Source organism: Rhodoferax sp. (assembly GCF_044236835.1).
In the GTDB taxonomy this organism is placed as follows: Bacteria; Pseudomonadota; Gammaproteobacteria; order Burkholderiales; family Burkholderiaceae_C; genus Allorhodoferax.
On the sequence record NZ_JBIIGC010000003.1, the window covers coordinates 21,035 to 33,642 of the forward strand.

Below are 12,608 nucleotides of genomic sequence, written 5' to 3' on the forward strand. Positions count from 1 at the left end.
GCCAACATGTACATCTACCTGAGAAACCTGTCCCCCACGCAGCAAATCGGCACACTCTTTGTGGTCGTGTTTGGCGTGCTGGCGCTGGCCAGCTTGCTGTTGTTTGTGTTTTCCATCCGGGACTTCGCCGATGCCGACGCAGCCCAGCGCCGGCGCGCCAGCCTGAAGAGTTTTCAAGGCATCGTGCGCACCAGTTGGGTGATGGTGCTGGTGTTTTGGCTGGGTTGGATGATGGGAAACTGGGTGGCACTGTCCCTATTTGGTCTGGTTTCTTTTTTCGCCTTGCGGGAGTTTTTGACCCTCTCGCCCATCCGGCGCGGCGACCACCGCAGTCTGGTTCTTGCTTTTTTTGCGGTGCTGCCCACGCAATACTGGTTGGTAGGCAGTGGGCACTTTGATATGTTCGCAGTGTTCATCCCGGTGTACGCGTTTCTGGCACTGCCGGTCGTGAGCGCGCTGGCCAACGACCCGCAGCGTTTCCTGGAGCGCAATGCCAAATTGCAGTGGGGCATCATGGTCTGCGTGTACGGCATGAGCCATGTGCCTGCGCTGTTGATGTTGGATTTCCCCGGCTACGACCGGCGCAATGCCTTCATGGTGTTCTTCCTGGTCATCGTAGTGCAGGTCTGCATGGTCACACAGCACCTCGTGGGGCGCCATTGGAAGCGGTCTGCGGTGGCACCGGCCATCAGCAGCAGCTTCCATTGGACTGGGGCTGGCGTCGGCATGCTGGTGGCCAGCCTCTTGGGCGCGGCCTTGGCCGGCATCACACCCTGGGTTCCCGCCACCGCCTTTGTGTTCTCACTTATCGCCTGTTGTGCTGGCACCCTGGGGCACTTTGTCATGAAGGCACTCAAGCGCGACCGGGGCATCCCAAGCTGGGGCGCACAGGGGCGCGCCGTGACCGGGGCGGGCGGCCTGCTCGACAGGGTCGATGCGCTGTGCTTTGCGGCACCGGTGTTTTTCCATTCGGCGCGTTGGTACTTCGAGTTGTAGCCTGTAGGGTAGTCTGCGTCGTCTGTCGGTGCATCACCGGATGTGCTGCCAGGTGCTTGCGGCCTACTTTTGCCATGGTGGCAAGCACCTTACCAAGCTGCAGCGCGCTGCAGCGTGTAGTTGCTGATCTGGCGCCAGCTCAAGACCCCAGCATTCACCTGGGTGCATAGAAGGCCCGGCGGCATGTCCGCAGGACAGCGCTGCGTGACTGAGAAGTCCAAATCTGCGCCATCTGCCACGCCGTGCGGACCTTGCTGCACCAGGGCGCGTACCACGGTCTTGGTCCTGCGCCCGGCGCTGTCGGGCGCGGTGCTGCGTGCGGCCTCAGGCACGTCCAGCAAGAGCAGGCCCGCCGACGGGCCGGTACGGACAGCGCGTTGCAAACCCTGGCCGGTCGCCATGTCCAGCAGGTAGTGAAACCCCGTGCCCTCGCCCTTTCTGCAGACGCCGCCTGTCGACCCACGCGCTTGGGGAATAACGCTGGTGAACAGCAGCTGGGATGGCAAGACCCGCACCGGGCCGGCCAGCCGCTCGCCCGCCGCAGAGAAGTCAAAGTACCAGCCCGCAGATGGTGGACCTGGGGCGATTGGGCCGGGGGCGGCCTGCTCTGAAGGCTGGGTTGGCGCCTCCAGGTTCACGCCAGGCGGCCGCAGCGTGACCGCCTCCAAACGCCCTCGCCCAACGATGGCACCCGATGGTTCAGCTGTATTGGGCAGCGCCAAACCATTGTCTTGAAGCAGGTACAAGGTCTGCACCCCGGTGGACTCCACATCGGCGGCCTCCAGCAGCTTTCCGGTTCCAAACACCACCAGCCGCGGTGCGCCTGGCGCGCCTGGTGATACGCTGGGCGCCAGGGTGATAGGCTGCGCGCGCCCCTGTGCGTCTTGAGCGGTGAACCAGGGCACCGGCCTGCGCGCCGCAGCTGTGCCAGTATGGAATGCGGAGAGCGTCATCAACTGCCAATCCGCACTGGCGGCGCGAGAGAAGTCAAGCTTCCACAACTGCCCGTGCAAGTCGCCGGCGTAGAGCACAGAGACGGCCTGCTGTGCATCTAGCACGGCGCTGAAGTCGACCAGCCCGGTGGGCATATCGGCCTGCAGTGCGTGCTGGGTTGGAAAGCTGACTTTGAAATAGTTCTGACCGGCCAACCAAGGTTGGCCCGCAGGTTTGCTGAGGTCTAAAAAGTACAGCGTGGCCATGCCGGTACGGCTGGCGCCTGCGCCAGCATCACTGAGGTAGCTGTTGACGCCGTTGCCCACTACCGCAAACCAACGGTAGGTGGGGCGCTGCGCTGAGGCGGCGCTGGTGCGCAGCTTGAGTACCTGCGGTCGAGCCATTACATGACCCAAGTCGAAGTCGGGGTCGTCTGCGCTGGTGAACTCCCACAGCACCTTGTCGGCTGAGAAGGCACTTGGGTGGGTCACATCGAGCGCAAACACGCCCTTGCCACCGGCACCGGTACCTGAGACCAGTACCGTTGCCCAGCCGCTGCGCAGCTCGGCCTGCGCCACGGTAGGCGTGGCATCTACGTAAGCGCGGTGGTTCTCGGCGTAGTTGGGCGCAAGAAGTGCTGGGAGATGGGGTACCAACCAACTCGGGATATAGGCAAACAGCTCGTTACCCGAGGCGGCGTCGAAGGCGTGCAGCATGCCGTCATTGGCTCCAACCAGCACCACCGGTCGACGCTGCGCGTGGTCCGCTGCGAACGCGGCATAAGTCGCCACACTGAATTGCCCTGGCGCGGGTGCACCGCTGTAGACCACTTCTGACCGGATGACATCGCCCAGCCGCTGGCCGCGAAGCCGCGAGACCCGTTCGGGCCCCAGTGCGTCGGGCACAGCCCCAGGGTGGGCCCGTCCCAAGGCCTGCTGCAGCACCGGCGGCAACGCGGCCCAACGAAACTCCACCGCCCGCTGCAGCGCACCCGAGCCGGGCACACCGACCGCGATGTTGCGACTGCGATCCGCATCCGGCAATGAGCGCAGCTGAGCCGCTGCGCTCCAAAGTGGCATGTTGTCGAAAGTGACCCCCCGCTGGGCATCCCACTTGATGGGGTAGGCCAGCACATCGCCCTGCCAGTCGCTGCTGTCGTACACACTGCGGTACAACATGCTACCTTGGGCAGTGAGCGTGGTAGATGCCACCGTGCCGGACGCGCCGCTCTGAGGAGCAGCCAGCGCCTGCGCAAACAGCGCCTCAAACGCCCGCAGGGTGTCAAGCGGTCGTGCGGCAGCGCGGAAGTAGGTCTGGGCCACTCCCTCACGGCCGGGCTGCGCGCTGGCCCAGATGTAGTCAGCCCGCGGCCCCATGGCGGGCGTCACCTGGCCCATATCCGAAGCGCCACCGTCGCCCGACTGCACAAACGGATTGCCCCAAGCGTTGTACACACCGGCTGCAACATCGGACGCGTCGGTTGCATAGCCACCGTACTTGGCAGCCATGAACAACGCATTGTTGTCGTGGTCGGCCTCTTGGAACGCTGTTGGCGTGGTGTCGACCACCATCGTGCGCACCCGCAGGCCACGCCACGCTTTGCTGCGTGCGCCGCTGCGGTCCCAACCCAAGTCACGGATGTCCTGGGATCGGGCCCAGTACGCACTGCCGTAAAGCTGCAGCCGGTAGGCGCCGTCGGGTCCGGGAAACACCGCATTCGGCCCGGGCAAGCGGCCGGTGGTTGTGCGGCGGGTACCGAAGACGTCGGTGTAGCTGGCGAGGGCCTGCGTCTCGAAGTGCCGCACCGTGGCGCTCCAAAGGCCGATGTCAGGCAGATCCATGGCTGGGTTGGGCGCGGGCCGCTGCGCGTGGTCGGTGGCTGCCTGCGCACCCAGCACCAGCAGGTGCGCGCGCTGGCAGCTGTGGTCTGCGCTGGGGTCGCGCCCGGCATAGGGGTCGGCCCAGCGCGTGTACGCTGGCAGGCCGCCGTAGACGCGATTGTCGGCGCGCCCGTCAAGGCCATCCACCGCAGCGAGGCTCGGTTGCTGGCCTTGCAGGTAGCGCAACGCCTCCAGGTGCATTTCACCCAGTGCGTTGCGACTTGGGTACTGGCCGTTGCGCCCCAAACGGTTGATGGTGTTGATCACTCCGCTCAGCCCAAACTGCGGTAGGCCCAAGGGGTTGCTGCGCAGCACGCCGGTGTGGGCATCCCACTCGGCTGTCGGGTTGCCGCTGGCAGGGGTGTTTTCGTGACCCAATGGATCGAAGCTGCGCGCACCGATGTATTGCAGGGGCGCACGCAGCGCTGCGCCATAGCGAGCCGGTGGCAGCGCAGGGTCTGCCTGCGCCAACGCGGTGAACACTGCCACCCGCAAACGCTCGGCATAGGCTTGCAATACGCCGGTCGGCTTGTAGTGGCCGCTGGGCTGGCGCTGGCAACGGGGCCAAGGTCGCGACTCCAGCAACTGCCCCTGCGCGTCCTGGGCGCACACCTCCACCCGAGCATAGAAGTGCTGGGCATTGGCCAAAGAGTTTGAAGCACCGATTGGCGCCGAGAGGCTGGCGCTTCCCATCTCCCATTGGTTGCCCATGTTGCGCACCACCAAGGCCTGCACGCCGCCACCGCGCGCCACCCACTCCTGCGGCACCGCACCAAAGTAAGGTCTGCCCGATGCGCCGCCGCTGGGCAACAGCAGTTTGATCGGAAATTGGTAGGGCGCCTCGCCTGCGCCCACAGGGCTGCCCTCCGGCGGCAGGACCGCGCGCTGCAACACGGTAGTGTCGGCGGTATCCGCAATCCGGTCGCCTCCGGTCAGGGCCATGCGTACGACGTCCAGCGAAGAGGTCACTGCCCAGTTGAGGAAGTTGCCACTGAATGCATCGGCGCAGGTGCGCTCGGCAGGGGGTTGCATCGGGGCTGCTGCGCTGCGTACAAAGCGGTGGGGGTTCTGCGCGGTGTCGGTGCCTCCGGGGGCGTGGTAGTGGTAACAGCTGTTGGCGTCCCAGTAGCCCAGGTACTCGGTGCTATTGGAGTAGCTCTTATCTTGGTCCGCGCTGGTTGCCTGCGGATCGCGGTACTGGGCGCTGGCTGCGTGTGGCCCGAGCGACAACACCAGAGTCAAGGTGGGCTTGTCGCCTACCGGAGCCGAGTTGAGCGGCTGCGAGGGCAGCGCGACCGGCGCGATTGCGACCAAAGCGCCTTGCCCGGCCACTTGCCAAGACACCAAAGCCAGCGCGGCGATGCCTCCTAGCCAGGTCGCAAGGCGCTTCGAGCGTGCTGCAAAATAGCGTGTGATCACAAGCGTCCCCCTTCCCATTTTGCGTACTTCGTTGGCCCCCGAAGTTCGGTTGGCAAAGGTCAATTTAGGCAAGCCCAACCTGGCTCCAATGCGTCTTTGTTCTGACCAACACACTTGCGCGCGGCCAACGAGCACAGGCCGACGGCTATGCGCATAGTCGGCATCGACCCGGGATTGCGCACCACCGGCTTTGGCGTGGTCGACTCCGACGGCGGCACGCTGCGCTACGTAGCCAGCGGCACCATCAGCACCCAGCATTTGGACACCCGTGCGCTACCAGAGCGGCTCAAGGTACTGTTCGACGGCATCGGCGAAGTGGTGGCGCGCTACCGGCCCGACTGCGCTTCCATCGAGATCGTGTTTGTCAATGTCAACCCGCAATCCACGCTGCTGCTGGGGCAGGCGCGCGGAGCGCTGATTACGGCGCTGGTGACCCACAACCTGCCAGTGGCCGAGTACACCGCGCTGCAACTCAAGCAGGCGGTGGCGGGCCATGGCCGCGCACAAAAAAGCCAGATCCAAGAAATGGTGCGTCGCCTGCTGGGCCTCAACGGGCTGCCCAGCAGCGATGCAGCCGACGCACTCGGGCTGGCCATCACCCACGCCCACGCGGGCAAAGCCATGGCTCGGTTGGCGGCGGCAGACGGACTGGGCGGTACAGGCACGGTCAGGACCGGTGCCAAGGCATCGTACCGCGCTGGGCGCAGCCGGTAGCATTCGCAAAAAAATCCGGTTTTTGAACAATCTTATGGGTGCCGGTAGCTTGAGCGAGCTATCGGATTCGCTTACATTGTTTTCGCGGGAACAATTCCGCCGCCGTCAGCACAGCGGGCGCACAGCGCCATAGCGGACACAGGGAGAAAAGGGCAAACCTGACGAAAGTCGGGGACGCAAAGCCACCGGGCTTCGGCACTGACTTTCAGGGCCATGCTAGCGGGGTTGCCGGACGAAGCAAGGTATGTGCTTCGACGCTGCAGGTGGGTCCTTTTCGTTTGGTTCAACTTAACGACAAAGGCACCCACCATGTTCCAGCCGACCCCCCTTGTTGCTGCGCTGCTTGCAGCATTCGTGGCTCCTGGCTTCGCGCAAACCAGCGACGACCCCACCACGGTCCCCAGCCAATTCGACGGGGCACGGACCGCAGTTGCCACAGGCATCGCAACCCCAATCACCTCCATCATCAGGACGCCAATATCCAGCAGTGCCACGCTGGTCAAGGCTGCGCCCACCAGCGCGGAGTTGCGCGCACGCATGTACCAGCCGTGGTTGAACCAAATCAACAAGCCCTATGCCAACCAGCTTGGGGCCGGCAACGGTACTGGGGTGCTGATTGGCGTGGTCGATAGTGGTGTTCAAGTGACGCACCCGGCGCTACGAGGCCGCATTCAGGCCAGCTACAACGCGTTCAATGGTGGCACGCAGGTGAGCGACCAAATGGGGCACGGCACCCATGTGGCGGGCATTCTTGCAGGTAACCTGGCCAATGGCGGAATGCTCGAAGGCGTGGCACCGAATGCCCAACTTGCAGTAGCCAAGGTGTTTACCACCGGCGGGTCCAGCACGGTGACCATCGGGCGCGGCATCGACTGGGTGGTCAATGTACAAAAGGCGCCTATCGTCTCGCTCAGTCTTGGCAGCAGCTCACCATCCATGCAAGGCAATCTGCAGAACGCGGTGAACAAGGGCACGCTGGTGACAGCAGCTCTGGGCAACGAAGGCAAAGCCTCAGGCAGCTGGCCCGCCAAGTTCGCGCGGGAAGCCTGGGCCAAAGGTCAAATCATCGCTGTGGGCGCGTTGGACGCCAACAACCAGCGCGCCAGCTTCAGCAACTACGACGCCACACTGGCCAATTGGACGGTGTTTGCACCGGGCGTGAATGTGGCTTCCAGCTATACGGCGCCCGGTGCACCCAACAGCTACGCCAGCATGTCGGGCACCTCCATGGCCACACCCATGGTGGCCGGCCAAGCGGCGCTGATCAAAAGCAACTGGAACTTTCTGGCCGCACCGGACTTGGCACAGATCATCTTCCAGTCCAGCACCCGTCTGTGCAGCGACAACGTCAGTGCTGCGGTGTGCAAAACGCGTGCGGCCGCCGATGCGGTGTATGGCTGGGGCTTGATCAACGTGGGCGCGTCGCTGCAGCCCATTGGTGGCCTCAATCTGACTAGTAAAGCCGGCAGGCCGATCAGCTTTGCCAGCGCGAGCCTGGCCAGCGCAAAATCAGGCAAGGTGGTGGGCCTGCCCGCGCTCACATCGATGGCGGTAGACAAGTTCAACCGAGGTTTTGTGGTCAATGTGGGCGCCGGGGTGACTAGCTCGGTCACAACCACCAACGCCATGCCGGTCAGCGCCGCCCCTTCCGTAACTTTGGGTGCAGCCCGCTTCAGCGTACAAGCCACCCCGGTGACTGGTTACCAGACCGCGCTGGGGCTTGGCAAGGCCGCCGACTTGACTTCGGGCGCTGCCGAAGTGCTTACGCTGGGCAAGGTTAGCCTTAGCTTTGACGGCGCCAATGGCAAAACCTACGGCATGGGCACCGGTGCCAGCCATGCCGACTTCTTTGGCTTGCAGTCCACCGGCACCGCACCGCTGAATCTCAGCGGTGAGACCAGTCGCTTCAATGCACCCTACTTTGCGTTGGCCTCCAACGCCAGCCACATGGGTTACGCCATGGCACTGCCCAACGGCGCAGTGCTGCGCATGGGCAGCCTGGTCCAGTCGACTGGGTTGGACACTGCGATGTTGGGCACCAGCGCAACACAGGGCAGCGCGTCTGTGACCACGATGGAACTGCAAAAGACATATGGCGCAATCACCACCGTGACCACAGTGGGGCTACTGCAAGAGACCGACGCCGTGCTGGGCATGCAAGGCAGCGGCGCGCTGGGCATCGCTGGCAACACCCGCACCAGCTTTCTGACGTTGGCAGGCTCCCGCGCCATGGGGGCCTCCACCACCCTTTCAGCGATGCTCTCTGTCGGCACGACAGGGAGCTACCAGAACACAGCGGCGTCCTTGATTGACGGTGCAACTGCGTCGCAGTCCATGGCCTGGAGCTTGGGACTGGCGCGTGCCAACGTGCTGCAGCACGGCGACAGCCTGGGTCTGAGCTTATCGATGCCACTGCGCACCCAGTCGGGCAGCATGCAGGTCACCACGGCAACGGGGCAAAGCCAGGAGGACGGCGCTCTGAGTTACACAACCCAAACATTGGCGCTGAGCCCCAGCGGCATAGAGCGCAACCTGGAACTTGCCTACGCCCGCGCGCTGTCGTCTGGCACGCTCAGTGCGATGGCGCAGCTCAAATTCCAACCGGGCCACGATGCACAAGCCGCAACGCAATTGGGTATCGGGCTGCGCTACCAGAAGCGCTTTTGAGGAATGGTGTTGGCCCCTACGGCCTTTGCGCGTTGCCGTGGCAGCCGCTGGGGGACCCTTGCGGTGGCAGTGCTGCCTGCCGCGCGCCTAGGCCAGGCGCTCGAGGATCAGAATGCCAAAAAAGCCCAGGCCAGTGAGCACAGCCCACTTCAAGCACAACACCCCAAAGCGCTTGAAGTGCGGCAGATTGGTGAGGGCGTAGGCTGCAAACGATACGCCGGAGGCGATCAGCAGCAACAAAAGTATCCAGCGAAACACCAGCACGGTGACCTCCCTACCAGGCCGCAGCCGTTTGTGCAAAACCACGGGGGGCTAGCAAATGGTCTTCGAAGGTGACCACCTCCCATGCGTCCTTTTGCGCCAGCAGCGCCCGCAGCAAGGTGTTGTTGAGCGCGTGACCCGAACGGAACGCGCTGTAGCTACCCAGCAAGGGCTTGCCCACCAGGTACAGATCGCCCATCGCATCGAGAATTTTGTGCTTTACGAACTCGTCGTCGTAGCGCAGGCCATCGGCATTGAGCACTTTGTAGTCGTCCATCACGATGGCGTTGTCCAAGCCGCCGCCCAGCGCCAGGCCGTTGGCGCGCATCATCTCCACATCCTTGGTAAAACCAAAGGTACGCGCTCTGGCGATATCACGGGAGTAGGAGCCGGTGCTCAAATCAAATTCCACGCACTGGCCGGTGGAGTCCACCGCTGGGTGGTGGAACTCGATTTCGAATCGCAACTTGTAGCCATGAAAGGGCTCCAGCCGGGCCCATTTTTCGTTGGCGCCCGTGCCCTCGCGGACTTCAACCGGTCGCAGGATGCGGATAAATCGGCGCGGCGCGTTCTGGGTCACGATGCCTGCGCTTTGCAGCAAGAACACAAACGAAGCTGCCGAGCCATCGAGTATGGGAATCTCCTCGGCGGTGATGTCCACCATCAGGTTGTCCACGCCCAGACCTGCGCACGCCGACATCAGGTGTTCCACCGTCAGCACCTTCGCGCCTCCCTTGGACAGGGTCGAGGCCAGCCGCGTGTCGGTCACCGCCTCGGCCGACACCACAATGTCCACCGGCTCGGGTAAATCGATTCGCCGAAACACAATGCCGGTGTCGGGCGCCGCTGGGCGCAAAGTCAACTCCACCCGCTGACCACTGTGCAGGCCCACGCCGACAGCACGGGTCAAAGATTTAAGCGTTCGTTGCTGCAACATGCGCCAAGTTTACCGAGCAGCGCAGCGGTGGAGCGTGGGGGCGATCCAACCCACCGCCGGGCCGCCCCAAGGTGGGTTAGCCCCCCTCGGGGGGCAGCGAACCACGCGCAGCGGGGAGCGTGGGGGGATCCAACCCACCGCCGGGCCGCCCCAAGGTGGGTTAGCCCCCTCGGGGGGCAGCGAACCACGCGCGGCGGGGAGCGTGGGGGCTTGCCTCAATCCGCTTGCTTTCGCAAGAAAGCGGGGATTTCGTAGTCGTCCATGCCGCCGCTGGAGAGTGCGTCCACCCGTGCCGCCGCTTGCGTTCGGTTGGTGCGCCAAACGCTGGGGGTGGCCATGGTGTTGTAGTCTGGTTGCGCAACACCGGTTGCCAATGCGCCCGCACCCGAGGCCACAGCCGAGTTCATCGTGGGCACCTGAAAGGGCACATTGTCGGTGCCAGTGCGCAGCACCTGCAGCGGTGGCGCAGTGCGGCGTGCGCCCTGGCGGCTCAAACCGGTGGCCACCACGGTGACGCGGATGTTGTCGCCCAAAGCGTCGTCGTAAGCGGTGCCGTAAATCACATGGGCGTCGGCCGAAGCATAGGCCCGGATGGTGTTCATGGCCAGCTTGGACTCGGACAACTTCAAAGAGCCCTTGGCAGCGCTGATCAGCACCAGCACACCCTTGGCGCCCGACAGGTCAATGCCTTCGAGCAGCGGGCAGGCCACCGCCTGCTCTGCGGCGATGCGGGCGCGGTCCGGGCCGCTGGCAAGCGCGGTGCCCATCATGGCCTTGCCGGGCTCGCCCATGACGGTGCGCACGTCTTCAAAGTCGACGTTCACATGGCCGGGCACGTTGATGATTTCCGCAATACCGCCGACCGCGTTTTTCAGTACATCGTTGGCATGTGCAAAGGCCTCGTCTTGGCTGACATCGTCGCCCAACACTTCGAGCAGCTTCTCGTTGAGCACCACGATCAGCGAGTCCACGTTGGACTCCAAATCTTGCAGGCCGGCGTCGGCATTGCTCATGCGGCGTCCACCTTCGAAATCGAAGGGCTTGGTCACCACGCCCACCGTCAAGATGCCCATGTCTTTGGCCACCCGCGCGATGACCGGTGCTGCGCCGGTGCCGGTGCCACCGCCCATGCCGGCGGTGATGAACAACATGTGCGCGCCGGCAATCGCCTCGCGGATGTCGGCCTCGGCCAGCTCGGCAGCCTCGCGACCCTTGTCGGGCTTGCTGCCCGCGCCTAGACCCGAGCCACCGAGCTGGATGGTCTTGTGCGCCGAGCTGCGCGATAACGCCTGTGCATCGGTGTTGGCGCAGATGAACTCCACGCCGCCCACGGCAGACTGGATCATGTGCTCGACCGCGTTGCCGCCGCCGCCGCCAACGCCGATGACCTTGATCTGCGTACCTTGGTGAAATTCTTCTACTTCAATCATCTCGATGGCCATGTGGTTCTCCTAACTTGCGATAAATGGGTGGGTTTGCTGAGGCTGAGTCGGTGGCGGGTGGGCGGGTCGGTGCCTCGCCAGCGCCCAGGCGGACTTCCGCGTGCGAGCCAAATCTTGCTTTGCATGGCTAAAAGTTCCCCACGAACCAGTCCTTGATGCCGCCCAAGGCGTTCTTCATGGAGCCGGCCTTTTGCGCCACCTTGTAGCCGCGCATGCGGGCTACGCGGGCCTCTTCGAGCAGGCCCATGACGGTGGCTGCACGCGGCTGCGCGACCATGTCGGCCAGCGCGCTGTTGTACTTGGGAACGCCCCGGCGCACAGGTTTGAGGAAGATGTCTTCGCCCAACTCCACCATGCCCGGCATCACACAGCTGCCGCCAGTGAGCACGATGCCGCTGGAGAGCACCTCCTCGTAGCCGGAGTCGCGCATGACCTGGTTGACCAGTGAAAAAATTTCCTCGATGCGCGGCTCGATCACACCGGCGAGCGCCTGGCGGCTGAGCATGCGCGGCCCGCGGTCGCCCAGCCCGGGTACCTCAACCTGGGTCTCTGGGTCCACCAGCAGCTGCTTGGCATGGCCGTACTCCACCTTGATGTCTTCGGCGTCCTTGGTAGGCGTGCGCAGCGCCATGGCGATATCGCTGGTGATCAAATCACCGGCTATCGGGATCACTGCCGTGTGCCGGATGGCACCGCCCGTAAAGATGGCCACGTCGGTCGTGCCAGCGCCGATGTCCACCAACGCCACGCCCAGGTCGCGCTCGTCGGCGGTCAGCACCGACAAGCTGCTGGCCAGCGGGTTGAGCATGAGCTGCTCAACCTCCAGGCCGCAGCGGCGCACGCACTTGATGATGTTTTCGGCCGCAGTTTGCGCACCGGTGACGATGTGCACCTTGGCCTCCAAGCGGATGCCGCTCATGCCGATGGGCTCGCGCACATCCTGTCCGTCGATGATGAACTCCTGGGGCTCGACCAAGAGCAAGCGCTGGTCAGTGGAGATATTGATGGCGCGGGCCGTCTCCACCACGCGGGCCACGTCTGCAGCGGTTACCTCGCGGTCTTTGACTGCCACCATGCCGCTGGAGTTGATGCCGCGAATGTGGCTGCCGGTGATACCGGTGTACACACGGCCGATCTTGCAATCGGCCATGAGTTCGGCTTCTTTGAGCGCTTGCTGGATGCTTTGCACCGTGGCGTCGATGTTGACCACCACGCCACGTTTGAGGCCGTTGGTGGGCGCGACCCCCAGGCCCGCGAGCTTGAGTTCACCGCCGGGCAGGACCTCGGCCACCACCACCATGACTTTGGCGGTGCCAATGTCCAGGCCGATCACTAGGTCTTTGTATTCTTTTGCCATAC

Annotated in this window: 8 protein-coding genes and 1 riboswitch; of the genes, 3 read left to right on the forward strand and 5 right to left on the reverse strand. The window is 64.0% G+C overall.

All coding sequences use genetic code 11. From position 1 onward, the window contains the following. Window positions 1–6 precede the first annotated feature (6 nt). Window positions 7–996 carry a phosphatidate cytidylyltransferase gene (locus ACILRC_RS03110; protein WP_395667885.1) on the forward strand — a complete coding sequence of 330 codons (990 nt, stop codon included), beginning with the start codon at window positions 7–9 and terminating at the stop codon, window positions 994–996. Window positions 997–1,085: 89 nt separating this feature from the next. Here ACILRC_RS03110 and ACILRC_RS03115 read toward each other — a convergent pair whose 3' ends face one another. After that, window positions 1,086–5,228: a pilus assembly protein gene (locus tag ACILRC_RS03115; RefSeq protein WP_395667886.1), complete on the reverse strand. Its 4,143-nt coding sequence runs from the start codon at window positions 5,226–5,228 to the stop codon at window positions 1,086–1,088. Window positions 5,229–5,375: 147 nt separating this feature from the next. Here ACILRC_RS03115 and ruvC point away from each other — a divergent pair, with 147 nt between their 5' ends. Continuing rightward, window positions 5,376–5,942 carry a crossover junction endodeoxyribonuclease RuvC gene (gene ruvC / locus ACILRC_RS03120; protein ID WP_395667887.1) on the forward strand — a complete coding sequence of 189 codons (567 nt, stop codon included), beginning with the start codon at window positions 5,376–5,378 and terminating at the stop codon, window positions 5,940–5,942. 141 nt (window positions 5,943–6,083) lie between these two features. Further along, window positions 6,084–6,175, forward strand: a riboswitch (cyclic di-GMP riboswitch). Window positions 6,176–6,251: 76 nt separating this feature from the next. Further along, window positions 6,252–8,609 (forward strand): S8 family peptidase, encoded by a 2,358-nt coding sequence (locus ACILRC_RS03125; protein ID WP_395667888.1) that lies wholly within the window; start codon window positions 6,252–6,254, stop codon window positions 8,607–8,609. 87 nt (window positions 8,610–8,696) lie between these two features. Here the strand turns inward: ACILRC_RS03125 and ACILRC_RS03130 are convergent, their stop codons facing one another. From ACILRC_RS03130 to ftsA, 4 genes are all read right to left on the reverse strand, one after another. Continuing rightward, window positions 8,697–8,873 carry a hypothetical protein gene (locus tag ACILRC_RS03130; protein ID WP_395667889.1) on the reverse strand — a complete coding sequence of 59 codons (177 nt, stop codon included), beginning with the start codon at window positions 8,871–8,873 and terminating at the stop codon, window positions 8,697–8,699. 10 nt (window positions 8,874–8,883) lie between these two features. Continuing rightward, complete coding sequence (gene lpxC / locus ACILRC_RS03135) at window positions 8,884–9,807, reverse strand: UDP-3-O-acyl-N-acetylglucosamine deacetylase (RefSeq protein WP_395667890.1); 924 nt, start codon at window positions 9,805–9,807, stop codon at window positions 8,884–8,886. Window positions 9,808–10,022: 215 nt separating this feature from the next. Continuing rightward, window positions 10,023–11,249, reverse strand: coding sequence for a cell division protein FtsZ (ftsZ, locus tag ACILRC_RS03140; protein WP_395667891.1), 1,227 nt, complete (start codon window positions 11,247–11,249; stop codon window positions 10,023–10,025). A gap of 127 nt (window positions 11,250–11,376) precedes the next feature. After that, a complete protein-coding gene (gene ftsA, locus ACILRC_RS03145; protein WP_395667892.1) occupies window positions 11,377–12,606 on the reverse strand; it encodes a cell division protein FtsA in 1,230 nt (409 codons plus the stop codon). Window positions 12,607–12,608 lie beyond the last annotated feature (2 nt).